This is a genomic window from Streptomyces kryoterrae (assembly GCF_054072135.1).
In genome coordinates this window covers 8402652-8428852 of sequence record NZ_CM133358.1, presented here as the reverse complement: position 1 = coordinate 8428852, position 26201 = coordinate 8402652, and the positions used below count along the sequence as shown (strand labels likewise).

The following is a 26201-nucleotide window of genomic DNA, read 5'->3' as shown; positions in this document are numbered from 1 at the left end:
GGCGGGGAGCAATCACACCTGCACTCGGCGCTCCACCACATCAACGAGCTTCGCGAGCGCTTCGTCACGCGGAATGCCGTTTTCCTGCGAACCGTCGCGGTAGCGGAACGACACCGTGCCCGCGTTCATGTCGTCGTCGCCGACGATGACCATGAACGGCACCTTCTGCTTCTGGGCGTTCCTGATCTTCTTCTGCATACGGTCGGACGACGAGTCCACCTCGACCCGCAGCCCCTGCCTCTTCGCCTCCGCGGCGAACTTCTGCAGGTACTCGACATGCCCGTCGCCGATCGGGATACCGACCGCCTGAACAGGCGCCAGCCACGCCGGGAACGCCCCCGCGTAGTGCTCGAGGAGCACGGCGAAGAACCGCTCGATGGAGCCGAACAGGGCTCGGTGAATCATCACCGGACGCTGCTTGGAGCCGTCGGGGCCGGTGTACTCGAGGTCGAACCGCTCGGGCAGGTTGAAGTCCAGCTGGACCGTCGACATCTGCCAGGTCCGGCCGATCGCGTCCTTCGTCTGAACGGAGATCTTCGGCCCGTAGAAGGCAGCACCGCCCGGGTCGGGAACGAGAGGCAGCCCCTGCTTCTCGGCCACCTGCCGCAGCGTCTCCGTGGCCTCTTCCCAGACCTCGTCCGAGCCGACGAACTTCTCCGGATCCTTGGTGGACAGCTCAAGGTAGAAGTCGGTCAGACCGTAGTCCCGCAGCAGGCCGAGGACGAAGGTGAGCGTCTTGTCCAGCTCCTCCGCCATCTGCTCACGCGTGCAGTAGATGTGCGCGTCGTCCTGGGTGAAGCCCCGGGCGCGGGTGAGACCGTGCACGACGCCGGACTTCTCGTACCGGTACACCGTGCCGAACTCGAACAACCTCAAAGGGAGTTCACGGTACGAACGGCCACGCGCGTCGAAGATCAGGTTGTGCATCGGGCAGTTCATGGGCTTGAGGTAGTAGTCCACGCCCTCGTCGAGCTGCATGGGCGGGTACATGCCGTCGGCGTACCAGTCCAGGTGGCCCGAGGTCTCGAAGAGCTTCCCCTTCGTCGCGTGCGGGGTGTAGACGAACTCGTAGCCCTCCTCCTCGTGCCGGCGGCGCGAGTAGTCCTCCATCACCCGGCGGACGACGCCGCCCTTGGGGTGGAAGACGGCGAGGCCGGAGCCGATCTGCTCCGGGATCGAGAACAGGTCCAGTTCGCTGCCCAGTTTGCGGTGGTCGCGCTTCTCGGCCTCGACGAGGAAGTCGAGGTGCGCCTTCAGCTCCTCCTTGGTGGGCCAGGCGGTGCCGTAGATGCGCTGGAGCATCGGGTTCTTCTCGCTGCCCCGCCAGTAGGCGGCGGCGTTGCGCATCAGCTTGAACGCCGGGATGTTCCGGGTGGTGGGCAGGTGCGGACCCCGACAGAGGTCCTTCCAGCACAGGTCGCCGGTCTTGGCGTCGAGGTTGTCGTAGATGGTCAGCTCGCCGGAGCCGACCTCCACGTTCGCGCCGTCGTCGGTCGAGGCGGACCCCTTGATGCCGATCAGCTCCAGCTTGTACGGCTCCGACGCCAGCTCCTCGCGAGCCGCCTCGTCGGTCACCACACGGCGGGAGAACCGCTGCCCGCGCTTCTGGATCTCCTGCATCTTCTTCTCGATGACCTTGAGATCCTCGGGCGTGAACGGCTTCTCGACGTCGAAGTCGTAGTAGAAGCCGTCCTTGACCGGCGGGCCGATGCCGAGCTTGGCCTCCGGGAACAGCTCCTGCACGGCCTGGGCCATGACGTGGGCGGTGGAGTGGCGCAGGATGTTCAGGCCGTCCTCGGAGGAGATCTCGACCGGCTCGACCTCCTCGCCGTCCGCCACCTCGTACGCGAGGTCCTTGAGCTCCCCGCCCACCCGCGCGGCGACGATCGAACGTTCGCCGGCGAAGAGGTCGGCGGCCGTAGTCCCCGTCGTCACCACGCGCTCTTCCCGCTCGGAATCGCGATGGATGATCACACGGACTTCTGACACCGGTCTCTCCTGACTGCAGGTGGGTGCGGCGCCATACCGAGAGCGCGCGCAAGGAAGGATCGTACCGACCCGGCCCCGCCCACCGCGAAACAGATATCGGGAAGCCCTCGTCACCGCCGCCCTCAGTCGTCCCCGCTGCACGCCTCCTCGAAGAAGTCGAGGTTCTCCTGCAGCGACTTCATCAGCCGGTCCCGCTCCGCCTCGTCGACCTGGACGGGTGCGACCCCGGAGGCCTGGGTCAGGCGGCGGAAGCCGCCCCGGCTCTCCAGCCGGCCGTGCACCCGCACCGGCAGGCCGACGAGGTGCGCGTGCCCGGCGATCCGGTACGCCTCCTCGTCCAGTGTCATCCGGACGTGCGGGATCTCGGCGCCAGCCAGCACCCGCAGGCGTACCGCGCCTTCGCCGCGCGGGCCCGACCTGCGCATCCGTACCACCGTGCCGGTGATCCGGACCGGCACCGACGGTTCCTCACGCAGGTATCGGCCACCGGCCGCGCGCAGGGCGGGCAGGTCGCCGGGGGAGAACTCGACGGGTTCGGTGCGAGCCGAGCAGCCCTCGGGAACCTCCGCGCCGGGTGCCCACTCGACGGCGATCCGGGCGCCTTCCGCGCCGCGCACGAGGGCGACGAGGGCCTCTGTCAGCTCGTGGCTGACACCTGCCTCGACGGCCCCGTCGAAGGCGTCCATGCCGCCGGTGGCCCGGTGGTAGTCGATGGCCTCGCGGGCCGCGTACAGGGCCTGGTGGAGGCGTACGGCGAGGGGGCGGCCCGTGTCGACGGGGACGAACGCGGTGAGGCTGCGCCCGGCCGGCGCGGCGCCGACGAGTACGTGTTCGAGGAGAGCGTCGGCGGTCCTGCGGTGGCGGGCGCCGTAGTAGCCCGCACGCGCGCGTGTGGCGAGGGCTCCGGCGAGCATCATCCGGCGGGCGGCCGAGCGCAGTTGTTCCTCGACGGGCCAGGTGGCGACGCCGGCGGGGCCGGTCGGGACGTCCCGCCACCAGCGGATCTCGTCGCTGGGCACGGCGAGGCCGACGAGCACCTCGCGCGCGGAGGGCGACCCGCTGCGGGCGAGTGCGACCAGGGCCTCGGCCAGCAGGTCGTCGCTGTCGGGGAAGGCCCGGCTCTCGGGCACGAGGAGGCTCGTGCCGTTGCCGCCGGGCCCGGGTGGGGTCCAGCGCCCGTACCGTCCGACGGCTCCCCCGCGCCGCTGCCAGCCGTGCCGTCGCAGGAGGGCGCCGAGCACCGCGGGGTCGACCTGTTCGGGCGCGGGCGGTTCGTCGTGCCAGGGGGTGTCCACGGGGTGCGGCCGGACAGGCCGCAGGGGGTCCTCGGTGGGCCGGTGCGTCACGGTCTGCCTCCCGTCCCGACCCGCGTCATGATCTCGCAGAGCGCGCGGTCGTCGAAGATGCGTGAGGTCGGTATCCGCACGGTGGTCCGGTACCGGCCGGTGGTCCGCTGGCCGGCGAGGTTGACCCAGTAGCAGCAGTGCCGCAGGTCGAGGCGGTCGTGCCCGGCACGCAGCCAGTCGTCCTGCGCGCGCGGTACGAGCATCACGACCAGGATCTTGTGCACCGATACCGGGGTGCGGGCGAGTTTCGTCAGGTGGGCGTTGTCGAGCGTGAAGGAGAAGTACGGGCCCGGCGGATTCGGTGCGATCTGGTACGTGCACTTCAGCTGGACCTTGATGGTGACCTCGTCGTCGACCGTGTGCCCGGGGGCGCCGTGGCTGACGTGCCAGTCGATGCCGTTGTCGGGGAACGGCTGGGACAGCGAGCAGCCGGCCGCCGCGGCGACAGCGTGCAGATAACCCACCTGCAGTGTCTCCATGCAGGCGGTGGTGGCGAGGTTGCCTCGATGGGGTGCCGTCCGCTCGGGGAGCAGCCCGCCCCGTTCGGGCTGCGCTATCGCCATGACCAAGTGCCTTCCAAACCGGGTGAATTACCATGACAGGCTGGTGAAGTGCGTAAACCTGTACCTCTGTTGTCTCCTTCCTGCGTACGGCGCAAACAGCCCGGGTATCACCAAACGGGCAGAAGACGGTGCGTCGGCTGCCGTGGGTGAACGAGGAGTTGCATAGGTATGACGTGCTGGTACGAGGGCCCCTTGGCCGCGTTCGACACGGAGACCACGGGTGTGGACGTCGAGACCGACCGGATCGTGTCGGCTTCCGTCGTGGTCCAGGAAGGTCCGGCCATCCGGCCGCGGGTCAGCCGCTGGCTGATCAACCCGGGTGTGCCCGTGCCCGCTTCGGCGACGGCGGTGCACGGGCTGACGGACGAACATCTGCAGCGCAACGGCCGCTGGCCGTCCCCTGTGATGGAGGAGATAGCCCGGGCGCTGGCGGAGCAGGCGGCGGCGGGCCGCCCGCTGGTCATCATGAACGCGCCCTTCGATCTGACCATGCTGGACCGGGAGTTGCGCCGCCATCGGGCCTCGTCGCTCGACCGCTGGTTCGGCTCGACACCGCTGCTGGTGCTGGATCCCCGGGTCCTGGACAAACACCTGGACCGCTACCGCAAGGGCCGCCGCACCCTCACGGACCTGTGCGCGCACTACGGCGTCACGCTGGAGGGCGCCCATGACGCGGCGGCGGACGCGACGGCCTCGCTGGAGGTCGTACGGGCGGTCGGGCGCCGTTTCGCGACCCGGCTGGAGCGCCTCTCCCCCGCCGAACTGCACACACTCCAGGCGGTGTGGCACGCGGCGCAGGCGCGCGGCCTGCAGGCGTGGTTCGCGAAGAGCGGTACGCCGGAGGCGGTCGATCCGGCGTGGCCACTGCGACCGGAGATGCCGGCGGCTGCATAGCCGTACGGCAGACGGCCGTACGACAGTTGCACGAGCGCATGAAAAAAACCGGTCCGTCGATGACGGACCGGCCTTTTCCCGGTGGGCGATACTGGGTTCGAACCAGTGACCTCTTCGGTGTGAACGAAGCGCTCTCCCACTGAGCTAATCGCCCGGGAACTCACCGAACAATACAGGTCCGGGCGGGCTTCGTTCAAACCGCTTGGAGGTGGGCGGCCAGTCCGCGTCGTCCCGCACGCATCATCAGGGCGTGGTTGGCGCGGAAGAGGGGCCGCCCGGGGACGGCGAGGCGGCGCATCAGCGGCTTGGTGACGTCGACCTCCTGGTCGTAGTGGGCGAGGGTGCCGTCGCCGGCCACGGTGAGTGTCCAGCGTGCCCAGCCGTCGAGGTCGCCGGTCATGGCGATCTCCAGAACTCCGGCCGCCGGATCGCGGCGCACCTCGCGTGCGGTGAAGGTCAGGTCGTACGGCAGCAGGGAACGGATACGGATGACTCCGCTGGTGTCGTCGACGCGGTCGACCTCGCGTACCTGCGGCCACCAGCGGGGGTAGTCCTCGGCCTGCTCCAAGGCCGCGTACACGGCGTCGAGGGGCGCGGCCAGGGTCCACCGGGTGCGGAAGCGGTAATGGCTCCAGTCCATGGGTGGAGTGTGCCCGCGTTCCCGCTCTCACCGCGCGCTACGCGGCGAGAGCGGGAAATCGTGTTCCGTTACGAGGGCATCCTGTCGCCGAGCAGGGCGAGGTTCTCGATGGCGGCGAGGCCGTAGAGGGCGGTGTCGTTGGTGTACACCCAGTTGGCCTCGCTGCCCGGGACCAGGGTGACCGGGCCGCTCACCGGCTCGGTCTTCCAGGGGGCCGACTCCTTGTAGCCGTCGGAGTTGTAGAACTTGTCCCACGCGCGCGTGACGAGCTTCGTGTCGCCGGTCTGTACGGCCGCGTACGCGTCGAGCCGCGAATGGCCCTGGAAGAGGAGCAGGGTGCCGAAGTTGGAGCCGTAACGGGCCGCCTGTTCGGCCTTGGTGGCGTTGAAGTAGCGGCAGTAGTCGAGATACGCCTCCTTGAACTTCGGCATCTCGACCAGGTCGATCAGTTCGGCGCACAGCTCGTTGAGGCCGAAGACCGCGGAGAGGTGCGAGACGCCGACGACGGGCGCCGCGGCGACGGCGAACCTCCCGGTGTCGAGGTCGTACAGCCCGCTGCCCTGCACGAAGCCGTTGGGCTGGGCGGCGATGGTCTCCATGGTGGACAGGACCCGCGCCTTGGCCTTCTCCCACTTGGGGCCCTTGCGTTCCCACTCGGTCAGCCAGGCCGACACGAGCCCGCTCCAGTCGGTGCCGAAGCCGATCGACAGGGCGTGCCGGTCGGGGGTGTACGGCTCGGTGCGGATCTTGCGGATGGGGTCGAGGACGAGGAAGGTCTCGTCGCTGTCGACGTTGGCGTGCATGAGGTCGCCGACGCGTTCGTCACCGGTGAGGAAGTAGTAGTACCGGCGGTAGGTGGTGTTGGCGATGCGCTGCTGCTTGGCGCTGTCCGCGTAGTGCTGCACGCCGTGCCGGGTGCCGAGACCGGCCCACTGCCCGAGGTGGTAGACGTCGACCTCGCCGGTGTGGCGGGTCATCGCCTCGGCGAAGCGGAAGATGTCGGCGCGGCCGGAGCGCAGGTACGCGAACCAGAGCCAGAGGTCCGGCGACAGTTCGGAGTTGTCCCACGCGTAGCCGCCGACGTCGTACCGCCACTGGTGCCTGACGGGGTCGTACGAGTGCATGATGTCGCCGTAGTCCCAGAAGCCGTACCAACGACGCATCTCCACCTGGTCCTTGTAGTAGGTGAAGAGGAAGTCGAGGTGGTCCTCGATCCTGGCCTTGGCCGGTGTCGAGCGGTCGGGCTCGGAGTAGAGACCGGGACCGAAGACCTGGGCCTTGATGAGCTGCCTGGGCGGGGCGGCGAGCTGTGGCAGCACCCGTACGGCTTCGACCTGTTCGGCGAGTTTCTCGGCGGTCGGAGTCGACTCGTTGGCCCAGAAGAGGAGTTCGGAGGTACGGGCGATGCCGTAGGGGGTGCCGAAGCCGGGTTCGTAGTCCTCGTAGGTGATGTTGAGGCCTTCGAGCTGTTCGGCGTACGTGTCCTGGCCCATGCCGTCGTGGTAGAAGCGCAGGTCCATGGGCTGGGCCTCGGGCGACCAGAGCCAGAGGGTGACCTCGGCCTCGTCGGTCTGGGCGTCGCGGATGTCGAGCTGGGCGGGGTGCTTCTCCCAGAAGTCCCTTAGCCCGAAGGAGAATCCGCCGCTCGCCCCGCCGACGTAGCCGAACCCGGAGGCGCGCCTGCCACCGCCGGCGCCGATCCAGCCGTGTCCCTTCTTGGTGCGCTTGCGGAGGGTGAAGCCGTCGGCGGAGAGCTGGGAGAGGGTGTAGTCGCCCCACTCGGGGATGTACTGGAGGCGGGTGGTGACACGTTGGTCCCAGGTCGAGGGGTCGGGCAGCTTCTCCCCCGCGAACTGGGCCGCCTGGACGGCCGCTCCGGGGTCGCGCCGCTGCCCGGTGATGCCCTTGACGGCCTCGCGCAGGAGTCCGGTGCCGTCACCGCCGATCCGGATGTGCCGGTCGTACGAGGCGTCCCGCATCGGCACGGTGAAGCGGACCCCGATACCGCGGATGAAGTCGCCGCTCGCCTTGCCGGGTTCCTGGGTGCCGTCGTACGTGATGGTGTGGACCATGCGGAAGGAGTCGGCGCCGGCGTAGAAGTAGAGGCGGACCGAGAAGGGGAGCCAACTGCGGCTGCCCTTGCGGTGCTTGCCGTCGATGCGGACAACTGCCCTTACGGGGCCGTCCTGTTCGACCTCGACCTTGCCGATGGCGCTGTCGAAGCGCTCGAACCTGGTGGCGCCCTGGTCCTCGTCCTCGATCTCGGGCTGACGGATGAGGACGAGCCGCCCGTTCTTCGCGATCTCGGTGGAGCCGCGTTTCACCGACTTCACCAGCGTGGAGCCGGACTTGCCGATGCGCGCGGTGATGACTCCGGTCGATATGTCGATGGTCCCGCCGCTCTTGTCGACGGTGACCTTCGCGGCGGGGGCAGCGGGCGCCCCGGCGGCGAGCGTCAGCTTGCCGGCGCCCGAACTCACGGCGTGCGCGGTCCACTTGAGGGAGCCGTCGGGCCAGTAGGCGAGCGGCCAGGACTGCACGGGTACGGACGTGCCGGTGGCGTCCGTGAGCGCGAAGGTCTGGCTCGCGTCGTAGGTGCCCTTCGGCCAGGGCACGCCGACCGTGGAACCGGGTGCGGCACCGAGGCCGCCGTCCTCCAGCCAGTCCAGGGTCACGGGATCGGCGTCGGCCTCGGCGGCTGCGGGCGCGGCCTGCGCGCTCGAACCGAGGGCCCAGCTGAACTGGGCGGCGGCTCCGGCGACTGCGGCGGCCTTGAGGAGTGACCTGCGGGGGATGGGAGACATGGGAGACCAGCCTTTCCTTTCCGTGCGGATGCAGGGGTGATGGTCAGGGGTAGTGGTCAGGGGCATGACACAGAGGGGTACGACGCCCGGGGCTCCGACCTTGCGCGAGGGCACCGCCCGTCAGCGGCGCCGGTACCGCTCCTCCACGGCGACGGCCGCCGCCACGACGGCCCCGAGAACGGGAACCGCCAGTGGCGGAAGGAACCCCGCGGACAGAGCCACCACGGCCAGCCCGCAGACGACCAGGAAGGACCCGGCGGGATCGAGCACGGTCCGGCGCCCGGCGTCCGCGAGCAGCGCCCGCCAACGGGCGCCGGGCGTCCAGACGGCCGCCGCCCGCAGCAGGGCAACGCCGAGCCCGATCAGCGCGAAGATGCCGACGGCCCCGACGAACCGCCCGCCGGGAATCCCGGCCCGCGCGGCCAGGACGTCCACCCAGACCGCGGCGGCCACCGCCCAGCCGACGAGCCCGACGGCCCACCCGCCACGCACGGCCGCCCGGAAGTCCGCGACGAACTCCCGCGAGCCACCGCCCTCATGGGTCGTACGACGCCGCAGATGCCGTGCGCCGGCGGCGAAGGCCGCGGGGTAGGTGACGACCCCGAGGCAGGCCACGGCGATCCACACCCCGGTGAGCAGACACTCGGCGAAGAGTGCGAATCGCTCGCCGAACACGGACTCCTTGCGCTCCTTGCGCGGGGAGCGTGCCTTCACGCGTGTCTGGGCCATGATGACCGCCTCAGCCCTTCAGTCCGGAGGTCGCCATACCGTCGATGAGGTAGCGCTGGAAGGCCATGAAGAAGGCAACGACCGGCACCAGCGCCACCAGCGACATGGCGATCATGCTGCCGTAGTTGGAGATGCCCTCCTGGTCGCGGAACATCATCAGGCCGAGCGAAACGGTGTACTTGGAGGGGGTGTTGAGGTAGATCAACGGCCCCATGAAGTCGTTCCACGCGTTGATGAAGGTGAAGATCGCGCTGGTGATGATCGCGGGCCGGCTGAGCGGCAGCACGATGGACCAGTAGGTCCTCAGATGCCCGCACCCGTCGAGCTTGGCGGCCTCGTCCAGCTCGCGCGGCAGCCCCCGCATGAACTGGACCATCAGGAAGACGAAGAACGCCTCCGTGGCGAGGAACTTGCCCGCGACGAGCGGCACGAGCGTGTCGATGTAACCGAGGTTGCGGAACAGCACGTACTGCGGGATGAGCAGTACGTGGTACGGCAGCAGCAGCGTGCCGATCATCAGCGTGAACAGCAGGTTCCGCCCGGCGAACCGGATCTTGGCGAAGGCGTACGCGGTCAGCGAGCTGGAGATCACCACACCGACCACGGCCAGGCCCGCGTACATCAGCGAGTTGCTGAAGAAGCTGCCGATGGAGATGCCGGAGATGCCGTCGGCGAGCCCGGAGAAGTTGGCCCAGACCGGCTTGGTGGGCAGCAGGTCGAGGCTGGCGATGATGTCCTTGCTCGGCTTGAACGAGGCGCCGAGCACCCAGATCACCGGGTAGAGGACGACCGCGAGCACAAGGAGCGCGCCCCCGTGCCAGACAAGGGAGCCGATGCGCCGCCGCTCGGTAGCGGAACTCACAACAGGGCTGGTGACACTGGTCACTTGGCGGCCTCCTCGTAGTGCACCCACTTCTTCTGCGACCAGAACAGGACCGCCGTGACGAGCGCCACCGCGATCACCAGCGTCCAGGCCATCGCGGACGCGAAGCCCATCTGCGCCTCCTTGAAGCCCTTCTGGTAGAGGTAGCAGGTGTAGACGAGGGTGGCGTCGGCGGGCCCGCACCGGGTGTCGGAGACGACATAGGCGGAGCCGAACACCTGGAACGCGTGGATGGACTCCAGCAGCACGTTGAAGAACAGCACCGGGGAGATCATCGGCAGCGTGATGTTCCAGAACCGCCGGAAGGGACCGGCTCCGTCCATCTCGGCGGCCTCGTACAGTTCCTGCGGCACCTGCTTGAGCCCGGCCAGGAAGATGACCATCGGCGCGCCGAACTGCCAGATGCTCAGCGCCACCAGGGCGTACAGGACGTAGTCCGGGTTGCCGATCCAGCCGCCGACGTCGAGCCCGAAGACCTTCTGCGTACGGTCCACGACGGCGTCGTCGGAGAACAGCGCCCGCCAGACGAAGCCCACGGACACGCTGGCGCCGATGAGCGACGGCAGGTAGAACGCCGCCCGGTACAACGCCTGTCCACGCCGGCTCTGCGCGAGCAGCAGCGCCACTCCGAGCGCGAGGAGCAGCTTCAGCGGTGTGGCCACGACGACGTACTTCAGCGTGACCTCGACCGACTTCTGCCAGCGCGGGTCCTGGAACATCGTCGTGAAGTTGTCCAGCCCCACCCACTTGGGCGGCGTGAACAGGTTGTAGCTGGTGAACGCGTAGTAGAGCGACGCGATCATCGGCCCCGCCGTGAGCAGCAGGAACCCCGCGATCCACGGCGACATGAAGAGATAGCCGGCGAGGTTCTCGCGGCGCCGTCCGCGCCGCCCGGCGTCAGGAGCGGCGGACCGCTCCTTCGCCGGACGCACGGGCGCTTCCTTGACGAGCGTCATGGTGGTACGTCCCCTCAGCCCGCGAACGCGGCCTTGGCCTCGCTGAACAGCGCCTTCGCGCCGTCGGCCGGCTTGGTCTTGCCCTGGGCGATCTCGCCGCCGATACGCAGGAAGGCCGACTCGACGACGTCCGCGCCGGACGGGTGCGGGGTGATCTTCCCGAGCACACCGGCCTTGGCGACCTCGTCCTCGTAGGCCGAGACACCCTTGTTGTTGGGGTCGGTCGGCTTGAAGGCGTCGTACTGCTCGGTGGTGGCGAGGATGCCGCGGTCGTAGCCCATGATCTTGCCGACCTCGGGGTCGTGGACCATGAAGCTGATGAACTGGGCGACCTCCTTGGCATGCTTCGTCCCGGAGAAGGCGCTGAGCATCAGCGAACCGAGGTACTGGCCGGTGTCCTTGCCGTCCGTGGTGGGGATCGGCGCGAGCCCGTAGTCGGACTCCCCCTCGCCCTCGTAACGGATGGAGAAGTTGTCCCAGGTGAATTCGGACGCGGCGAGTCCCGCCGACAGCCCGGACTTGGGCGCGACCTGCTCGATCTTCTTGGGGTCGGCGACCAGACCGGACTTCACCCGCTTGTAGCCGTCCGCCCACCACTGCGTCACATCGTCCTCGGTGAAGCCGAGACCGGTGTCGGTGAAGAAGGCCTTGCCGTTCTGGCGCAGGTACAGGTCGTAGAGGTACATGATGCCGAAATAGCCCGTGTCACCGGCGATCTTCAGCTTGTCCTGGATCGTCTGGAGGGCGGCGAAGTACTCGTCCCAGGTCCAGCCGAACTTCGCCTCCACACCCGCCTTCTCGAAGGCCTTGAGGTCGATGACGAGCGCCATGGTGTTGGCGCCGACGGGTATGCCGAGCTGCTTGCCGTCGACCTGACCGTTCGCCAGAACCCCGTTGCGGAAGTTCTCCAGGCTCAGATTCCCGGCGTCCGCCTGCGCCTTGAGATCCAAAAGAACGCCGCGCTTGTCGTACTTGCGCAGAAATCCGACAGCATTCTGGAAAACGTCCGGCGGATTACCACCGGAGGCCTGGGTCTGGAACTTCTCCCAGAACGCCGCGTAGTCGGTGAATTCCGGCTTGATTTTGATCTTCGGGTACTTCTTCTCGAAGAGCGCGATCGACTTCTTGATGGCGATGGTGCGCGGTTCGCCACCCCACCACGCATAACGGAGCGTCACCGAACCGTCCCCGGCGCCGCTGTCACCACCACATCCGGTCGTCGTCGCCAGCCCCAGCGCGGCCGCCGAGGCTCCGGCCGCCTTAAGGATGGTTCGCCTCTCAACATTCCCGTTCTTAGGCACAGTAGGGCCCTCCCCGCGACGTCGTTGGCGCCCGCGTGAATCGTTTCAAGTAAGCGCTTGCTGGCACAAGCTACGGAGGGCCCCGGAATGCGTCAATGATTCGGACAGGATTTTTCTGTGAGCGGCTGGGCGCACACGGCGCCCAGATCGACTCCGGCCTCCGGAAAGGAGGTCGACGTTGCAGGTGAGGCGCCTGGGGTCGGCCGGTCGAACATCGGCGGGCGGCCGGTGTTTATTTGGGACGGGGCCGAAATGCGCCTGCCGGGTGGGAAGTTGACACCAGGCAGGGTGTGCGCTCGAACAGGACGATGCCGGGATCGACGGCAACGGGAGGGCACGTGCCGGAAGGCTCACGGTGGTCCCGCCAGGTCACACGACGCGGCCCCAAAGGGGTCCAGGAGTGCCGCGAGGCTGCACGGGGTGACGGAACGGAGCCGTCGGACCGGGGGGTCGCACGGGCGGAACCGGTCGGCGTTGAACAGGCAAAGCGGAACAACAAATGCGGCCCGTGTCCACGTTTCCGTGGACACGGGCCGCACTCGATCCGGTGGGCGATACTGGGTTCGAACCAGTGACCTCTTCGGTGTGAACGAAGCGCTCTCCCACTGAGCTAATCGCCCGGACGCAGAGAGAACATTACCCCATGCCAGGGGGTGCCCCGGACAGGCGCCGGATCACTGATCCTTGATCTTCCAGGGCATTTCCAGCCCGAACTTCCACACGTAGATCCCGACGAGAACCGACACGATCACCAGACCGACCGTCGTCAGAATGATGTTGCGGCGGCGCACCCTGGGATCGAGTGCGCGCTGTGTCGCCTCGGTGACCTTGCGCTTCGTCCAGCGCAGTACCAGCTGGGCCCAGACGAACTCCGTCGCCCAGATCGCCATACCGCCGAAGATCACCAGCCAGCCCGGCCCGGGCAACGGCAGCATGACGATGCCGGCGCCCACCACCGCGAGGCCCACGACGAAGACGCCGACCTGCCAGCTCACATGCAGCATGCGGCGGGCCTTGATGAATTCCGGTGCTCTCGACCCGAGCTCGCGCTCACCCGCGGCCTCACCGGCCCCGGTCTCCTCTGGTGTCACGACAGCCTCGACCGGCTTGTCACTCCCCGTATTCATACAGCCAAACCCTACCGGACAGAAACCGGTCACCGGAATGGTCGTAGCCGACGAACCGGTCCTCGGCCGGAAGAGTTACGTAAAGGCACGCAAAACACTCAGAGGGGTTTACAACGGCACCGTAGGTGGCATGTCGATTTCGCCGACGTGCGAATCCCCGAGCGCACACTGAGCGAAAGGCCTTGGCGCTTATGAACACCACGGTCAGCTGCGAGCTGCACCTGCGCCTCGTTGTGTCGAGCGAGTCCTCACTGCCCGTTCCCGCAGGACTGCGGTATGACACGGCCGATCCCTACGCCGTGCACGCCACCTTCCACACCGGAGCCGAGGAAACCGTCGAGTGGGTGTTCGCCCGCGACCTGCTCGCGGAGGGCCTCCACCGGCCCACCGGAACCGGTGACGTCCGAGTCTGGCCGTCCCGGAGCCACGGTCAGGGGGTTGTCTGCATCGCCCTCAGCTCCCCGGAGGGCGAGGCCCTGCTCGAAGCCCCCGCACGAGCCCTGGAGTCCTTCCTGAAGCGAACGGACGCCGCCGTGCCACCCGGCACGGAACACCGCCACTTCGACCTCGACCAGGAACTGTCACACATCCTGGCGGAAAGCTAGGACGAGGCCCCACTGAGCCGCCCAGCGCCGTCCACTCGGGGAGACGGCTCGGGTGACAACCGCATATGGCACACCGCCGCCGCCCCGCGGGTTTCCGCGGGGCGGCGGCGGTGCGTCTGCGGGTCCTTCCCCGGGCGCCGCCCCTGCCCCCGCCAACGGCCGACACCCACCTCCGTCGCTGTGAGCCACTACCATCGGCCAGCATCGGCGGGCGGGTGCCCGCCCGACCGCCCAGGCAGGCCAGGGAGAGCAACGTGCTGATCACCCACGACACCCGGTGCGCCCTCGACACCGTGGTCGATCTGGTGAACACCGCGCCGGAGGACGACTCGGCGGACGGACTGCCCGATGTCGACGCGCTCGTGGACTTCGTACGAAACCACAACATCAGTGACATCGGCTTGCTGTCGGAGTTCGATCTCGCCGCCGTGCGCAGGATCCGCGGACGGTTCGCCGGGGTGTTCGCGGCCCAGGAGGCCCGGACCGCCGCCGCGGTCATCAACGAGCTGGTCGCCGCCGCGGGCACCACGCCCCGGCTCACCGACCACGACGGCTACGACTGGCACGTGCACTACTTCGCCCCCGGCGCGTCCATCGCCGACCACCTCGCCGCCGACTGCGGGATGGCGCTCGCGTTCTTCGTGGTCGCCGGCGAGCAGGAACGCTTGCGGCGGTGCGAGGCCCCGGACTGCCGGCACGCCTTCGTGGACGTCTCCCGCAACCGGTCGCGCCGCTACTGCGACAGCCGGACCTGCGGAAACCGGCTTCATGTGGCCGCCTACCGGGCGCGCCGCAAGGAGTCGGCGGGCTGACGAGCGGAAGACCTGTCGGGCAGGAGAGCTTTCGAGCAGGAGACCTGACACTGGTGCTGACGCAGCCCCCGGCGGGTGGCGCCGGGGACTGGCGTGTACAGCTCACAGCAACAGCAGATCATGCAACGAAGCCATGAGCAGCAGACACCCGATCACCGCAAGGAAGATCATCAGCGGTGGCTGGGAAAGGGCGAAGAGGCACCCGCGCGGCTCGTCCTTCGGCGGCACGGCCTCGCTCTGTGTTGTGTCCAGCATCTCGCCGCGATGATGACGCAGCCGACACCCTCTGCGCGATCAACACGCCCGGAATGCGCGGTAGTTCGCCGAATTCCGTAATGTCCGCAGCGAGTCATGATCACTTCCGAGCGACCTCCGTCGCCTCCCGGCCGTTTGTGTCGTTTCAGTACGTCACCTGCCGTACCCCGTCATACACGGCTCTTCGTCATATGCCGTGCTTCTTCAGGATCGCCTCAAGGTCACTGAAGTCGTCCCCGGCACCACCACCGCGCGGCTTGGCCGCGGGCTGGGCCGCCGGGCGGGAGACCGTGCCCCGCCCCTGCCCCAGCGAGGGCGCGGAGGCCGCCGGAGCCACCGCCTCGCGCTGTGTGGCCGGCATCTCCCCGCGCTCCTTGCGCGAACCGCCCCTTCGCCGCTCCACCGCGCGGGTGGCCGTGAACAGCAGCCAGGCGCCGCCGAGCACGCCGAAGCCCGCCCAGGCGGAGGGGCTGAACGCGGTGTCGGCCGCCCACCCGACGATCCCGGTCATCACCAGACCGACGGGAACCAGCGAGTACGCGGCGATACGGGCGGCCGCGAGAAAACGCTTGCGGTACGCCGTGACCACCGCGATGCCCAGGCCGGCCGCGGAGACGGCGGAACACACGGTCTCGGCAATCATCCGGTCCTCCAGGCAGCGTTCGGTCGCGCAGGATGCGCTTCGTCCCTTCCATCCTGCACCTCCCAGTCCTTCCGATGCCATGCTCCGGCCCGACATCAGGGACATCTCCGGGTCGGCTCCTCCACAGGTCGCGGTCCCCTCGTACGACGGACACGGCCGCGGCTGGGAAACTGGTGCCCATGAGCGACTCCTCCCCCGCACCCGCCGACACTCCCGCCCCGGCCTCCGTGCCCGTCCTCGAGGTCTGGTGCGAGCTCCAGTGCCCGGACTGCCGCACCGCCCTGGACGACGTACACGCCCTGCGTGCCCGCTACGGCGACCGGCTGGAGCTGCGGCTGCGGCACTTCCCGCTGGAGCGGCACAAGCACGCCTTCGCCGCCGCGCAGGCCGCCGAGGAGGCGGCGGAGCAGGGGCAGGCGTGGCCGTACGTCGAGGCCGTGCTCGGCCGGGTCGAGGAGCTGGACCGTAGGGGCGAACCCTTCCTGGTCGAGGTGGCCGGTGAACTCGGTCTGGACGCCGAGGAGTTCGACACCGCGCTGATCGACGGCCGGCACATCCTGATCGTCGACGCCGACCAGGCCGAGGGCAAGGCGATCGGCGTGACCGGCACACCGACGTACGTCATCGCCGGTGAGCTTCTCGACGGCGGCAAGAGCCAGGAAGGGCTGCGGGAGCGGATCGAGGCGATCGTGGACCGGCTGCTGGCCGGGCAGGACGCCTGACGCCGCCCACGCCCGGCGGTGGTGGATCGCCGGGCAGGTCTACAGCAGGTCCTTGTACAGGTGGTGGGTCACCGTCTCGTACCCCAACGACTCGTAGAGCCGTTCCGCCGGGCTGTTGCCCGCGAAGACGTTCAGGGAGACGGCCGGCCACCCGCCGTCGATCGACTGGGCCTCCGCCAGGAGCATGAGGGTGCGCCCGTGGCCCCTGCCCCGGTGGTCCGCCTCGACCTCGACGTCGTAGACGAAGCTGACGTTCTCGCGGGAGCCCAGCCACAGGGTGCCGACCCGGGTGCCCTCGTGTTCCAGGACGCTGAGCGTCATGCCCTCGCTGGCCACGCCCCGCGGCAGCAGTTGCCGGTGGTCCCGTTCCGCCTTGGCGTGCGCCTCCGCCGCCGGCACGCCCCGCTCGATCCAGCTCTCCGCGTAGCTCAGCCGGGCCGCCGCCTCCCACACCGTGAACTCGGCCTCCGTCATGGGCCGGCCACGGCTCCCGGCGGGCAGTTCGGGCGGGGAGGCGCCGAGCGCCTTGTCCATACGGCGGTTGCGCAGCACGTAGCCGAGCGTGGTCGCGAGCCGCAGGGCCGCCGGCGCGTCGCCCGGGACGGCCACCTCCACGCGCCGGCATCCCCAGCCGCGCACCACCTCCTCCGCGGCGAGCGCGGCCACCGTGGCCCGGCCACGCCGCCGTTCGCGTTCGTCGATGCGGAGGTCCAGGATCTTCGCCACCGAGTCGCCGAACTCGGGGTGGGTGACGAGGTGTACCGCGCCGACGGGACGGCCGTTCACGCACACCTGATAGCGGCGTGAACTCGCCCCGTCGGCCTCGCGCTTGAGCGGCTCGGTCGGCCGCAGGGTGGTGGTCATCAGGGGTGTTCTACCCGCTGCGGAGGCCGACGTCAGCTTCTTTACATGCGGCTATCCGCAAGCTTCCCTCCCGATCAGGGGTCGAGGCCGTCCCCGGCCCGCTCGTCGAAGACCCGCATCGCCTTGGCCGTCACCGGGCCCGGTACGTCCGGGAGTCGGCGGTCGTCCACGCGCCGCACGGCCTGTACGTCCCTCAGGGTGGACGTCAGGAAGATCTCGTCGGCGTCTTCGAGGACGGCCAGCGGCAGGTCGGTCTCCTTGGCGCCCGTCCACTCGACGACGAGGGCGCGTGTGACGCCGGCGAGGCAGCCGGAGGCGAGCGGCGGGGTGTGGAGCTCGCCGCCCAGGACGACGAAGACGTTCGACCCTGTCCCCTCGCACAGTTGACCGACCGTGTTGCCGAACAGCGCCTCGGACGCGCCCTGTTCGCGCGCCCTGGCGAGAGCGACGACGTTCTCGGCGTACGACGTGGTCTTCAGGCCGGTGACGGCGCCACGTTCGTTGCGCGTCCAGGGGACCGTGATCACGGCGGTCGAGTCGGGCCGCCGGGCGGACTCGCCGACGGCGACGACCAGGGTCGGGCCGTGCTCCCCGCGGTCGGAGCCGAGCGGACCGTGACCACCGGTGTAGGTGATGCGCAGGCGGCCCAAGGGCAAGGGATTGGCGGCGAGTACGGCCGTACAGGCGCGGCGGACCTCGTCGAGGTCGGGGTCGGGCAGACCGAGACCGCGGGCCGAGCGCGTCAGCCGGTCCAGGTGCCGGGTGAGCGCGAACGGCCGGCCGTCGACCGCCTTCACCGTCTCGAAGATGCCGTCGCCCACGGTCAGTCCGTGGTCGAACACGGAGACACGGGCGGTCTCGGTGTCCTGCAACCCGCCGTCGAGCCATAGCTTCACGTCAACGTTCCCTCTCCACTGGCCGCATACGCCCCCGACGCTACCGCGAGCAGCCGGGACGCCTTCAGTTCGGTCTCCCGCCACTCCGCCTCGGGGTCCGAACCCCAGGTGATGCCCGCTCCGGTGCCGAAGCGCAGCATGCCCTCGGCCCGGTCGATCCAGAACGTGCGGATGCCGACCGCCAGTTCGCCCGTGCCCCGGTCCGCGTCGACCCAGCCGATGCCTCCGCAGTACGGCCCCCGGGGAGCCGGCTCCAGGGCGTCGATGATCCGCAGGGCGCTCGACTTGGGCGCGCCGGTGACCGAGCCGGGCGGAAAGGCCGCGGCCAGCAGCTCCGGCCAGCCGGTGTGCGGGCGCAGCTCGCCCCGTACCGTCGACACGAGGTGGACCAGCCCCGGGTGCTTCTCGACGACGCACAGTTCGGGGACGGTCACCGAGCCCGTCGCGCAGACGCGCCCGATGTCGTTGCGGACCAGGTCCACGATCATCACGTTCTCGGCGTAGTCCTTCTCCAGGAGGTCCGCCTCGGTGCGTCCGGTGCCCTTGATCGGGCCCGATTCGACGGTCCGGCCGGTGCGGCGGAGGAAGAGTTCGGGGGACGCGGTGGCGATCTCGACGCCCTGCGCGGGCAGGCGGATCGTTCCTGCATACGGTGCCGGGTTGCCGTGAGCGAGCAGCGAGGTCAGTGCGTCCACGTCCGCGCCGGGCGCGACGGGCGCGGACAGCACCCGGCAGAGGTTCACCTGATAGACCTCGCCGGTCGCGATGTGCTCGCGGATCCGGCGCACTCCCGCCGTGTACGCGGAGCGGTCGAGGGATGACGCCCAGTCACCGGCCGCCGGGCCCCGCCACTCCCCCTGTCCCGACTTCGGCGCGGGCACCGGTTCCTCTCGTACGTCCCGGAAGCGGGCGCAGGTCAGACGGCCGCCGTAGTCCGCGGACACGGCCCAGAAACCGGTGGAGTCGAGGGCCTCGGGATCGCTGGTGACATCGAGGAGACCGGTGGCGACGACACCGCCGAAGCGGGCGAGAGGAGCGAGATCGGACACACCGCCGAGTCTATGGCGGGTGTCCTGCGGGTGCCCTGACCATTGCTTCGAGCGGGCACAGCGCAGCACGCTGCACAAACGCGTTTTTGTGCTGGCACCGGAATCCGCTAGAGTTCAACTCGTCGCCGGGTCGCGAGAGCGTACCGAAACGACATGCGGACGTAGCTCAGTTGGTAGAGCGCAACCTTGCCAAGGTTGAGGTCGCCAGTTCGAACCTGGTCGTCCGCTCGTAGGAAGAGGGGGATCTTCCCGAACCCCCGCACTCCTGGTGGAGTGGCCGAGAGGCGAGGCAACGGCCTGCAAAGCCGTCTACACGGGTTCAAATCCCGTCTCCACCTCCAAGGACGATTAGCTCAGCGGGAGAGCGCTTCCCTGACACGGAAGAGGTCACTGGTTCAATCCCAGTATCGTCCACTGGTCCGCAAGGACCTTGATCCGCAAGGGTCCCCGCGCGATTAGCTCAGCGGGAGAGCGCTTCCCTGACACGGAAGAGGTCACTGGTTCAATCCCAGTATCGCGCACGCAGTAGTCACGAATCGCGGCCCTTCGGGTTCGTGGTCCCGAGGACGATTAGCTCAGCGGGAGAGCGCTTCCCTGACACGGAAGAGGTCACTGGTTCAATCCCAGTATCGTCCACACAGTGAGGAAGCCCCCCGGCCGTCTCGTACGGCCGGGGGGCTTCTTCGTGGTTCCAGTCGGTCGTTCCGGTCAGCTGGAGAACAGCATGTGGCCGAAGCTCTTGTGGCGCTTGTTGCCGTGGTGACCGCCATGGCCGCCGTAGTGGCCACCCTGCGGGGCGCCCCAGGCGGGGGCGGGAGCGGCCGGGTAGGCCTGCGGGGCCTGGGGCGGCTGCGCGGCGGGTCCTGCCCACTGGGACTCCACGCGGGTCAGCGCCTCCAGCTCGCCGTAGTCGAGGAAGATCCCCCGGCAACCGCTGCACTGCTCGATCTGGACTCCGTTGCGGTTGTACGTGTGCATCGGCGCATGGCACTTCGGACACTGCATGCTCGGCTCAACTCCTCGCCGTCGGTACTGCTTCTTGATCAGATACTGCTTCTTGATCCGGTTTTGCTTCTCGCCAGGACAGACTCGGTCCGGCTCCGGTCGGTTGCACCCTACTTCGTGTTTTCGCGGGCCAACTCGGGTGGTACCGAACCCATTCGGGCACACGCGTCGACCACGGCCTGCTGTACGTCGTCCAGCGGGCGATCCGCCGCAGTCGCCTTGACGATCGCCAGGGCGGCCGTCTGCACGGTGAGGGCACGGGCGGCGATGTCCAGGGCGGGCCAGGGGTCGCCGTCGGCGGGTACGGCCGGGCCACCTGCCGTGCGGTAGGCGGTCAGGAAGCGGGTCCACTCGTCGGGCGGGAGCAGTCCGCAGGCGTACCAGGCGGCGGGGCGGGCCAGGTCCCAGGCGGGGGCGCCGACGCCGAGGTCGTCCACGTCGATGAGCAGCCAGGGCCCGTCCGGGGTGGGGTGGCGTACGAGCTGGCCGAGGTGGAGGTCGCCGTGGCAGAGGGTCGGGCGGGGCGCTCGGCCGGGGAGGTCGGGCATGGGGGCCTCGGCTCTGGCCCAGGCCGGGAGGGTCGCCCAGGCGCGCAGGACGGGTTCGGTGGCCGGCTGTGGGGTGGTGGCCCGGAGGCGTGCGATGGCGCGGGCCGCCTTGACCGGGCCGCGCATGGGCGGCAGGCCTGACGGGACGGGGGTCCGGTGGAGGCGGGCGAGGAGGGTGGCGGCCTCTTCCCAGGGTGCCGCGTCCGGGTCCTCCGGGTCTACCGGGTCGCCGTACGGCCAGAACGTCACAAGCCTGCCGTGCAGGTCGACGGGCGTCGGGCTGAGCGGGGGCAGGAGTACGCCGGGGAGGTGGGCGGCCAGGGTGAGGCGGGCGGTGAGTTCGGTGGGGGCGGTGTCCGGGGCGTGGGCCTTCGCGACGGTGTCCGCGTGGCGGACGACGGTGCCGTCGGGGCGGTCGGTGAGGGTGGCTGCGCCGCAGGGGCAAGGGGAGGGGGAGAGGTGGGTGCGGGAGTGGGCCCTGGCCTTGGCTCGGGTGGTGAGGTCGGCGAGCAAGGGGGTGGCGGTCACGGGGCTCCCTGAGGCGTGGGTGGGTCTGGTCGCGAGGGTACGGGGCCGGTTGCTGTGGGGTGTTTCGCCCCCGCCGCCCCTACCCGTCCCGTTCCCAGGGGCTCTGCCCCTGGACCCCGCTGGGGCTGCGCCCCAGACCCCCTTCGGCCTGAACGGCCTCGTCCTCAAACGCCGGACGGGCTGGGGGTGCCGCCTGGGCTGCAGACGCGGTGGGGGCGGGAACAGGCCTGGGGCTGAATGTGCCTCGTCCTCAAACGCCGGACGGGCTGAGATGCCTGGGCCGGGGCTGAAGGAGTGGTGGGGGCAGGTGGATGTGAAACAAGGCTCGGGCTGAAGAGGGCAAGGCAATGCCCGCGCAGCTCCCCAGCTGCGCGGGCATTTTTTGCCGTCCGCCGCACCCCCGTCCCCACGGGGTTTCATGGGTGGATGTCCCCGCCCGGACCGCTCTTCCGGGCCTGGGGTCGCCGCTCAGCGCCCCAGCATCACTCCCACGGACGACGCTTGTGTGACCACTGCTTCCCAGCCGCCGAAGACGACCACGAGCAGGGCTGCCAGGGGGAGGACCATGGCCGTCGCCACCAGCGGGTGGCGTTGGCCCTGTCGGCGCGGGCGGAACGCGGCGATGTACGCCTTGCGTCCCTGTGTGCGGAGCGCCGTCCGCGATGCCGTGTGGGCCATTGGTCCCTCTCCTGACCGTTCTTCTGTTGGTTGGCAGCGGCGGGTGTCTGACCTCGGGGGACGAGTGCTGCACCCGCCGCTTGACCTCAAATCTAGGCTGCCGACGGGTATAGGTCGTCATGCCCTCGTACCGATTGCCGGGCCTCCCGGAGGATGACCTGTGACCTGCGGAGTACTCCCCTGGGTGGAGACGGGGTCCCAGGTCTCAGGGTCTTCCCGGAAGGGGTGCCCGGTGTGTCCCTAGTGTTCCGAGTTGTCCTCCCTCGGCACCGGCTGCTCGACCAGCGCCAGGACACGGTTCGCCATGAAGCGGGCCGTGCGGACGACCGATCCGTTCCTGGTGACTTCGCTCACTTCCACGACGCCTCGGCGTACCGCCGTCTCCACCCTGCGGCCCGCCCTGCTGGCCACCACCTCATACGTACGTGTCGTGTCCCCGGCATCCACCACTATCTCCACGCGGTCACCCTTCACGGGTCCAATCCCCCTTCTGCGATGGGTGGTTGGGATCACACGCGCCGTCAAGCCGCCTTGTTCGCGCGCTCCCTGACCACCTTTCAAGTCTCCCACCCGGCACTGACAATCCATCGGGACGAGAGGGCGCGGCCTCTGCGCGCACCCGGCCGTGGAAACGTAAGCTGTCGCTCGTCAAACGGACCGGGCAGCGGGGATGAACATGGCGATGATGCGCCTGAGGCGCGAGGACCCGCGCGTCGTCGGCTCGTTCAGGCTTCACAGACGGCTCGGCGCGGGCGGGATGGGCGTTGTCTACCTGGGCTCCGACAAGCGGGGACAGCGGGTCGCGCTGAAGGTGATCCGGCCCGATCTGGCGGAGGATCAGGAGTTCCGTTCCCGGTTCGCGCGCGAGGTCTCCGCGGCCCGGCGGATCAGGGGCGGGTGCACCGCGCGGCTCGTCGCCGCGGATCTGGACGCGGACCGGCCCTGGTTCGCCACGCAGTACGTGCCCGGGCCCTCCCTGCACGACAAGGTCGTCGACGAGGGATCGCTCACCGCTGCCGACGTCGCCTCCATCGGCGCCGCCCTCGCCGAGGGGCTGGTGGCGGTGCACGAGGCCGGTGTCGTGCACCGGGATCTGAAGCCGTCCAACATCCTGCTGTCCCCGAAGGGACCGCGGATCATCGACTTCGGCATCGCCTGGGCGACCGGGGCCTCGACGCTCACCCACGTCGGTACGGCGGTCGGCTCGCCCGGCTTCCTCGCGCCCGAACAGGTGCGCGGCGCGGCGGTCACACCGGCCACGGACGTGTTCTCGCTCGGCGCCACACTCGCGTACGCCTCGATGGCCGACTCGCCCTTCGGGCACGGCAGTTCCGAGGTGATGCTGTATCGGGTGGTGCATGAAGAGGCCCACCTGCAGGGCGTTCCGGACGCGCTGGCACCCCTCGTACGGGCGTGTCTGGCGAAGGATCCGGAGGAGCGGCCCAGCACGCTCCAACTGTCGCTGCGGCTCAAGGAGATCGCGGCGCGCGAGGCGCAGGGCATGGCGGACTCACGGCCGCCCGGGCCGCGTGGCGCCGAGGCGGAGCGGCCGACGGGGCGGCTCACCGAGAGCTATCCGGACCATCGGCCGCCGTATCACTCGCAGACCCAGCCCCACTCGCCGTCCCCTTCCCCGTCACAGTCCCAGCGGCGTCCACAGGGGCCGGCGTCGGGGGCCTCCGGGTCGCGCGGCGGCGTGCCGTCCCGGGGTGGTGGCGGTGCTTCGCGGGGGGACAGTCCGTCGCGGACCGGTGGGGGCTCGCGCGGTGGTGCCGCGTCGTCGCGTTCCGGGGCCCGGCCGGTTCCCGGGGCGCGGAACACGAACCGTCCCGGTCCGCGCAGCGGCGCCGGACGTCCGGCGCCGCGTGGCACGGGGACCGGGCGGCGGCCCGCCAATCCGCGGCTGCTGCGGCAGCGGTTGTTCGTGTTCGTCGTGGTGACGCTGCTGGTGGCCCTGGGGATCGCGGCCGCTCAGGGCTGCCAGGGTCCGAGCCGTGGGCTCGGGGACGACAGCGGTCGTAGCGGAGGCGGGCAGGAGCAGGTGCGGCCGGACGACAAGCCCGGTGGGGGCGGTGGGCCGTTGGCGCCCGGGCTGCCTCTGTCAGGGCCGGACGCCGACACCGACTGACGTTCGGGGCCCGGTGCGCGTCGGCTCGGCTCAGGGTTGGGGGCGGCCCGTCGCCACCGCGTAGAAGGCGACCGCTGCCGCCGCGCCCACGTTGAGGGAGTCGACTCCGTGGGCCATCGGGATGCGCACCCATTCGTCGGCCGCCACCAGGGCCTGGGTGGAGAGGCCGTCGCCCTCCGCGCCGAGCATCAGCGCGACGCGGTCCATCTTGTGCGGGGCGGTCTCGTCGAGGGTCTTGGCCTTCTCGTCGGGGGTGAGGGCCAGGAGTGTGAAGCCCGCCTCGCGGACCGAGTCCAGGCCCTTGGGCCAGGTGTCCAGACGGGCGTACGGGACGGAGAAGACCGCGCCCATCGAGACCTTGACGCTGCGTCGGTACAGGGGGTCCGCGCAGTCCGGGGAGAGCAGGACCGCGTCCATGCCGAGGGCGGCGGCGCTGCGGAAGATCGCGCCGATGTTGGTGTGGTCGTTGACCGACTCCATGACCACCACCCGGCGTGCGGTCTGCAGGAGTTCGTGCGCCGTCGGGAGCGGTTTGCGCTGCATGGAGGCGAGGGCACCGCGGTGCACGTGATAGCCGGTGACGCGTTCGGCGAGCTCCGGGCTGACCGCGTACACCGGGGCCGGGAGTTCGTCGATGACGTCACGCATGACGTCGACCCACTTCGCGGACAGGAGCATCGAGCGCATCTCGTAACCGGCGTCCTTGGCCCGTCTGATGACCTTCTCGCCCTCGGCGATGAAAAGGCCCTCTGCGGGCTCGCGTTTGCGGCGCAGTTCGACGTCGGTCAGTCCCGTGTAGTCGCGCAGACGCGGGTCGTCGGGGTCCTCGACGGTGATGAGATCGGCCACAGAGGTGATACTGCCTTGTCCTGGGTGCGGTGCCAACGGCTGGGAACGGATTGTGTTACCCGGGGTTACAGCAATGTCTTCGGGCCTACGTTCACGACCGCGCCGATCACGATCACCGCGGGGGGCTTCACGTCCTGCGTACGGACCGTCTCGGCGACCGTCGCGAGGGTCGCGTCGACGCGGCGCTGGGCAGCTGTCGTGCCCTCCTGGACCAGGGCGACCGGCGTGTCCGGGGACTTGCCGTGCGCGACCAGCGTCTGAGCGATCCGGCCGATCTTGTCGACGCCCATGAGGACGACCAGCGTGCCGGTCAGCTTCGCGAGGGACGGCCAGTCGACGAGGGAGCGTTCGTCGTCGGGGGCGACGTGACCGCTGACCACCGTGAACTCGTGGGCGATCCCGCGGTGCGTGACCGGGATACCGGCCGCGCCCGGGACCGAGATCGAGCTGGAGATGCCGGGGACGACCGTGCAGGCGATGCCCGCCTCGGCCAGCGCCTGAACCTCCTCCATGCCGCGGCCGTAGACGTACGGGTCGCCGCCCTTCAGCCGTACGACCCGCTTGCCCAGCTTCGCGTGCTCGATCAGCGCGTTGTTGATGGCCTCCTGGGCCATGTAGCGGCCGTACGGGATCTTCGCGGCGTCGATCACCTCGACGTGCGGGGGCAGTTCGGCGAGGAGGTCGCGGGGGCCGAGCCGGTCCGCGATCACCACGTCCGCCTCGGCGAGCAGGCGTCGTCCCCGGACCGTGATCAGGTCCGGGTCGCCGGGGCCGCCGCCGACCAGGGCGACGCCGGGGGCGCGGGTGCGGTGGTGGGGTGCGACGAGTGTGCCGTCGCGCAGGCCCTCGACGACCGCGTCGCGGATGGCGGCGGTGTGGCGGGGGTCGCGGCCCTTGGCGTCCGTGGTGAGGACCGCGACCGTGACGCCCTCGCTGTGGCCGGTGGCCGGGGTCCAGGCCGTCGCCGCGTCGGCGTCGTCGGAACGGACGCACCAGACGCGATGGCGTTCGGCCTCGGCGGAGGCCCGGGCGTTGGCCTGGGCGTCGCTGGTCGCGATCAGGGCGTACCAGGCGTCCGCCAGGTCGCCGTCCCCGTAGGGGCGGCGTTCCCAGATGAGTTCGCCCGCGTCCGCCATCGCCTCCACGGAGGGGGTTGCCTCCGGCGATACGAGGAGGATGTCCGCGCCCGCCGCGATGAGGGCGGGGAGGCGGCGCTGGGCCACCTGGCCGGCGCCCAGGACCACCACTCGGCGGCCGGTGAGGCGGAGGCCTACGGGGTAGGCGGGGTGTTCGGCCATGGGGGTGCGGCTCCCTCGTGCGGGTCGTTCTGATCAGGGCCTGTCGGTCTGGCGCGAGCCCTGACGTGGGCATTTTACGGTGCGGGTGG

26 protein-coding genes and 7 tRNA genes are annotated in these 26201 nt (G+C 69.7%); 10 read left to right on the top strand and 23 right to left on the bottom strand.

Features of this window, described 5'->3' with window-relative positions:
• Positions 1 to 12: 12 nt before the first annotated feature.
• The 3 genes from thrS to ACW4TU_RS37475 all read right to left on the bottom strand — a co-directional run bounded on the left by thrS (position 13) and on the right by ACW4TU_RS37475 (position 3898).
• Entirely contained in the window at positions 13 to 1989 is a 1977-nt protein-coding gene (gene thrS, locus ACW4TU_RS37485; protein ID WP_457420718.1) for a threonine--tRNA ligase, read from the bottom strand.
• A gap of 122 nt (positions 1990 to 2111) precedes the next feature.
• On the bottom strand, positions 2112 to 3335 hold the full coding sequence (locus ACW4TU_RS37480) for a hypothetical protein (protein ID WP_457420716.1): 1224 nt from the start codon (positions 3333 to 3335) through the stop codon (positions 2112 to 2114).
• Complete coding sequence (locus ACW4TU_RS37475; RefSeq protein WP_457420714.1) at positions 3332 to 3898, bottom strand: DUF4365 domain-containing protein; 567 nt, start codon at positions 3896 to 3898, stop codon at positions 3332 to 3334. The genes ACW4TU_RS37480 and ACW4TU_RS37475 overlap by 4 nt, the downstream gene beginning before the upstream one ends.
• A gap of 168 nt (positions 3899 to 4066) precedes the next feature.
• Between ACW4TU_RS37475 and ACW4TU_RS37470 the strand changes: the two genes are divergently transcribed.
• Positions 4067 to 4792 carry a 3'-5' exonuclease gene (locus tag ACW4TU_RS37470; protein ID WP_457420712.1) on the top strand — a complete coding sequence of 242 codons (726 nt, stop codon included), beginning with the start codon at positions 4067 to 4069 and terminating at the stop codon, positions 4790 to 4792.
• An 82-nt stretch (positions 4793 to 4874) separates the two neighbouring features.
• Here ACW4TU_RS37470 and ACW4TU_RS37465 read toward each other — a convergent pair.
• From ACW4TU_RS37465 to ACW4TU_RS37425, 9 genes are all read right to left on the bottom strand, one after another.
• Positions 4875 to 4946: transfer RNA gene (locus tag ACW4TU_RS37465), tRNA-Val, on the bottom strand.
• A 39-nt stretch (positions 4947 to 4985) separates the two neighbouring features.
• The gene (locus ACW4TU_RS37460) at positions 4986 to 5432 is read right to left on the bottom strand and encodes an SRPBCC family protein (protein WP_457420710.1); all 447 of its coding nucleotides are present in this window, start codon (positions 5430 to 5432) and stop codon (positions 4986 to 4988) included.
• A 68-nt stretch (positions 5433 to 5500) separates the two neighbouring features.
• A complete protein-coding gene (locus tag ACW4TU_RS37455) occupies positions 5501 to 8236 on the bottom strand; it encodes an exo-rhamnogalacturonan lyase family protein (protein ID WP_457420708.1) in 2736 nt (911 codons plus the stop codon).
• Positions 8237 to 8356: 120 nt separating this feature from the next.
• Complete coding sequence (locus ACW4TU_RS37450; RefSeq protein ID WP_457420706.1) at positions 8357 to 8965, bottom strand: hypothetical protein; 609 nt, start codon at positions 8963 to 8965, stop codon at positions 8357 to 8359.
• A gap of 10 nt (positions 8966 to 8975) precedes the next feature.
• On the bottom strand, positions 8976 to 9851 hold the full coding sequence (locus tag ACW4TU_RS37445) for a carbohydrate ABC transporter permease (protein ID WP_457420704.1): 876 nt from the start codon (positions 9849 to 9851) through the stop codon (positions 8976 to 8978).
• Positions 9848 to 10804 carry a carbohydrate ABC transporter permease gene (locus ACW4TU_RS37440; RefSeq protein ID WP_457420702.1) on the bottom strand — a complete coding sequence of 319 codons (957 nt, stop codon included), beginning with the start codon at positions 10802 to 10804 and terminating at the stop codon, positions 9848 to 9850. The genes ACW4TU_RS37445 and ACW4TU_RS37440 overlap by 4 nt, the downstream gene beginning before the upstream one ends.
• Before the next feature lie 14 nt (positions 10805 to 10818).
• Positions 10819 to 12105, bottom strand: a complete 1287-nt coding sequence (locus ACW4TU_RS37435) for an ABC transporter substrate-binding protein (protein WP_457420700.1) — start codon at positions 12103 to 12105, stop codon at positions 10819 to 10821.
• A 548-nt stretch (positions 12106 to 12653) separates the two neighbouring features.
• A tRNA-Val gene (locus tag ACW4TU_RS37430) sits at positions 12654 to 12725 on the bottom strand.
• A gap of 54 nt (positions 12726 to 12779) precedes the next feature.
• Positions 12780 to 13232 carry a TIGR02611 family protein gene (locus ACW4TU_RS37425; protein WP_457420698.1) on the bottom strand — a complete coding sequence of 151 codons (453 nt, stop codon included), beginning with the start codon at positions 13230 to 13232 and terminating at the stop codon, positions 12780 to 12782.
• Positions 13233 to 13423: 191 nt separating this feature from the next.
• On the opposite strand from ACW4TU_RS37425, the gene ACW4TU_RS37420 reads away from it, so the two are divergent.
• Complete coding sequence (locus ACW4TU_RS37420; RefSeq protein ID WP_004002642.1) at positions 13424 to 13837, top strand: SsgA family sporulation/cell division regulator; 414 nt, start codon at positions 13424 to 13426, stop codon at positions 13835 to 13837.
• 254 nt (positions 13838 to 14091) lie between these two features.
• Positions 14092 to 14649, top strand: a complete 558-nt coding sequence (locus tag ACW4TU_RS37415; protein WP_457420696.1) for a CGNR zinc finger domain-containing protein — start codon at positions 14092 to 14094, stop codon at positions 14647 to 14649.
• Positions 14650 to 14751: 102 nt separating this feature from the next.
• Here ACW4TU_RS37415 and ACW4TU_RS37410 read toward each other — a convergent pair whose 3' ends face one another.
• Positions 14752 to 14904, bottom strand: coding sequence for a hypothetical protein (locus tag ACW4TU_RS37410; RefSeq protein ID WP_006375961.1), 153 nt, complete (start codon positions 14902 to 14904; stop codon positions 14752 to 14754).
• A 187-nt stretch (positions 14905 to 15091) separates the two neighbouring features.
• Complete coding sequence (locus tag ACW4TU_RS37405; RefSeq protein ID WP_457420694.1) at positions 15092 to 15547, bottom strand: hypothetical protein; 456 nt, start codon at positions 15545 to 15547, stop codon at positions 15092 to 15094.
• Between the two features lie 179 nt (positions 15548 to 15726).
• On the opposite strand from ACW4TU_RS37405, the gene ACW4TU_RS37400 reads away from it, so the two are divergent.
• The gene (locus tag ACW4TU_RS37400) at positions 15727 to 16269 is read left to right on the top strand and encodes a DsbA family protein (RefSeq protein ID WP_457420692.1); all 543 of its coding nucleotides are present in this window, start codon (positions 15727 to 15729) and stop codon (positions 16267 to 16269) included.
• A 39-nt stretch (positions 16270 to 16308) separates the two neighbouring features.
• On the opposite strand, the gene ACW4TU_RS37395 is transcribed toward ACW4TU_RS37400, so the two are convergent.
• The 3 genes from ACW4TU_RS37395 to ACW4TU_RS37385 form a co-directional block, all read right to left on the bottom strand.
• A complete protein-coding gene (locus ACW4TU_RS37395; protein WP_457420690.1) occupies positions 16309 to 17133 on the bottom strand; it encodes a GNAT family N-acetyltransferase in 825 nt (274 codons plus the stop codon).
• A 74-nt stretch (positions 17134 to 17207) separates the two neighbouring features.
• Positions 17208 to 18029 carry an aminotransferase class IV gene (locus tag ACW4TU_RS37390; protein ID WP_457420688.1) on the bottom strand — a complete coding sequence of 274 codons (822 nt, stop codon included), beginning with the start codon at positions 18027 to 18029 and terminating at the stop codon, positions 17208 to 17210.
• On the bottom strand, positions 18026 to 19078 hold the full coding sequence (locus ACW4TU_RS37385) for a chorismate-binding protein (protein ID WP_457420686.1): 1053 nt from the start codon (positions 19076 to 19078) through the stop codon (positions 18026 to 18028). Before ACW4TU_RS37385 ends, ACW4TU_RS37390 begins: the two co-directional genes overlap by 4 nt.
• 155 nt (positions 19079 to 19233) lie before the next feature.
• Here ACW4TU_RS37385 and ACW4TU_RS37380 point away from each other — a divergent pair.
• From ACW4TU_RS37380 to ACW4TU_RS37360, 5 genes are all read left to right on the top strand, one after another.
• A tRNA-Gly gene (locus tag ACW4TU_RS37380) sits at positions 19234 to 19306 on the top strand.
• A gap of 39 nt (positions 19307 to 19345) precedes the next feature.
• Positions 19346 to 19419: transfer RNA gene (locus ACW4TU_RS37375), tRNA-Cys, on the top strand.
• A 1-nt stretch (position 19420) separates the two neighbouring features.
• Positions 19421 to 19492, top strand: a tRNA-Val gene (locus ACW4TU_RS37370).
• Positions 19493 to 19527: 35 nt separating this feature from the next.
• Positions 19528 to 19599: transfer RNA gene (locus tag ACW4TU_RS37365), tRNA-Val, on the top strand.
• Positions 19600 to 19642: 43 nt separating this feature from the next.
• A tRNA-Val gene (locus tag ACW4TU_RS37360) sits at positions 19643 to 19714 on the top strand.
• Between the two features lie 72 nt (positions 19715 to 19786).
• Here the strand turns inward: ACW4TU_RS37360 and ACW4TU_RS37355 are convergent.
• The 4 genes from ACW4TU_RS37355 to ACW4TU_RS37340 all read right to left on the bottom strand — a co-directional run bounded on the left by ACW4TU_RS37355 (position 19787) and on the right by ACW4TU_RS37340 (position 22311).
• On the bottom strand, positions 19787 to 20083 hold the full coding sequence (locus ACW4TU_RS37355) for a TFIIB-type zinc ribbon-containing protein (RefSeq protein ID WP_457420684.1): 297 nt from the start codon (positions 20081 to 20083) through the stop codon (positions 19787 to 19789).
• A 110-nt stretch (positions 20084 to 20193) separates the two neighbouring features.
• Positions 20194 to 21159 carry an aminoglycoside phosphotransferase family protein gene (locus ACW4TU_RS37350; protein ID WP_457420682.1) on the bottom strand — a complete coding sequence of 322 codons (966 nt, stop codon included), beginning with the start codon at positions 21157 to 21159 and terminating at the stop codon, positions 20194 to 20196.
• 468 nt (positions 21160 to 21627) lie between these two features.
• Complete coding sequence (locus ACW4TU_RS37345; RefSeq protein WP_006375967.1) at positions 21628 to 21837, bottom strand: hypothetical protein; 210 nt, start codon at positions 21835 to 21837, stop codon at positions 21628 to 21630.
• Between the two features lie 240 nt (positions 21838 to 22077).
• The gene (locus ACW4TU_RS37340) at positions 22078 to 22311 is read right to left on the bottom strand and encodes a hypothetical protein (RefSeq protein WP_457420680.1); all 234 of its coding nucleotides are present in this window, start codon (positions 22309 to 22311) and stop codon (positions 22078 to 22080) included.
• Between the two features lie 196 nt (positions 22312 to 22507).
• On the opposite strand from ACW4TU_RS37340, the gene ACW4TU_RS37335 reads away from it, so the two are divergent.
• Complete coding sequence (locus ACW4TU_RS37335; protein WP_457420678.1) at positions 22508 to 23965, top strand: serine/threonine-protein kinase; 1458 nt, start codon at positions 22508 to 22510, stop codon at positions 23963 to 23965.
• A 30-nt stretch (positions 23966 to 23995) separates the two neighbouring features.
• Here ACW4TU_RS37335 and ACW4TU_RS37330 read toward each other — a convergent pair whose 3' ends face one another.
• Positions 23996 to 24814 (bottom strand): TrmH family RNA methyltransferase, encoded by an 819-nt coding sequence (locus ACW4TU_RS37330; protein ID WP_457420676.1) that lies wholly within the window; start codon positions 24812 to 24814, stop codon positions 23996 to 23998.
• 65 nt (positions 24815 to 24879) lie between these two features.
• Positions 24880 to 26112: a uroporphyrinogen-III C-methyltransferase gene (gene cobA, locus ACW4TU_RS37325; protein WP_457420674.1), complete on the bottom strand. Its 1233-nt coding sequence runs from the start codon at positions 26110 to 26112 to the stop codon at positions 24880 to 24882.
• Positions 26113 to 26201: the final 89 nt, after the last annotated feature.

Bases quoted from the DNA above. Each gene is read 5' to 3' on its own strand.
- ACW4TU_RS37475 (WP_457420714.1), bottom strand. From the start codon at position 3,898: ATGGCGATAGCGCAGCCCGAACGGGGCGGGCTGCTCCCCGAGCGGACG.
- ACW4TU_RS37470 (WP_457420712.1), top strand. From the start codon at position 4,067: ATGACGTGCTGGTACGAGGGCCCCTTGGCCGCGTTCGACACGGAGACC.
- ACW4TU_RS37460 (WP_457420710.1), bottom strand. From the start codon at position 5,432: ATGGACTGGAGCCATTACCGCTTCCGCACCCGGTGGACCCTGGCCGCG.
- ACW4TU_RS37455 (WP_457420708.1), bottom strand. From the start codon at position 8,236: ATGTCTCCCATCCCCCGCAGGTCACTCCTCAAGGCCGCCGCAGTCGCC.
- ACW4TU_RS37450 (WP_457420706.1), bottom strand. From the start codon at position 8,965: ATGGCCCAGACACGCGTGAAGGCACGCTCCCCGCGCAAGGAGCGCAAG.
- ACW4TU_RS37440 (WP_457420702.1), bottom strand. From the start codon at position 10,804: ATGACGCTCGTCAAGGAAGCGCCCGTGCGTCCGGCGAAGGAGCGGTCC.
- ACW4TU_RS37425 (WP_457420698.1), bottom strand. From the start codon at position 13,232: ATGAATACGGGGAGTGACAAGCCGGTCGAGGCTGTCGTGACACCAGAG.
- ACW4TU_RS37420 (WP_004002642.1), top strand. From the start codon at position 13,424: ATGAACACCACGGTCAGCTGCGAGCTGCACCTGCGCCTCGTTGTGTCG.
- ACW4TU_RS37410 (WP_006375961.1), bottom strand. From the start codon at position 14,904: ATGCTGGACACAACACAGAGCGAGGCCGTGCCGCCGAAGGACGAGCCG.
- ACW4TU_RS37405 (WP_457420694.1), bottom strand. From the start codon at position 15,547: ATGATTGCCGAGACCGTGTGTTCCGCCGTCTCCGCGGCCGGCCTGGGC.
- ACW4TU_RS37400 (WP_457420692.1), top strand. From the start codon at position 15,727: ATGAGCGACTCCTCCCCCGCACCCGCCGACACTCCCGCCCCGGCCTCC.
- ACW4TU_RS37395 (WP_457420690.1), bottom strand. From the start codon at position 17,133: ATGACCACCACCCTGCGGCCGACCGAGCCGCTCAAGCGCGAGGCCGAC.
- ACW4TU_RS37355 (WP_457420684.1), bottom strand. From the start codon at position 20,083: ATGCAGTGTCCGAAGTGCCATGCGCCGATGCACACGTACAACCGCAAC.
- ACW4TU_RS37345 (WP_006375967.1), bottom strand. From the start codon at position 21,837: ATGGCCCACACGGCATCGCGGACGGCGCTCCGCACACAGGGACGCAAG.
- ACW4TU_RS37335 (WP_457420678.1), top strand. From the start codon at position 22,508: ATGAACATGGCGATGATGCGCCTGAGGCGCGAGGACCCGCGCGTCGTC.
- cobA (WP_457420674.1), bottom strand. From the start codon at position 26,112: ATGGCCGAACACCCCGCCTACCCCGTAGGCCTCCGCCTCACCGGCCGC.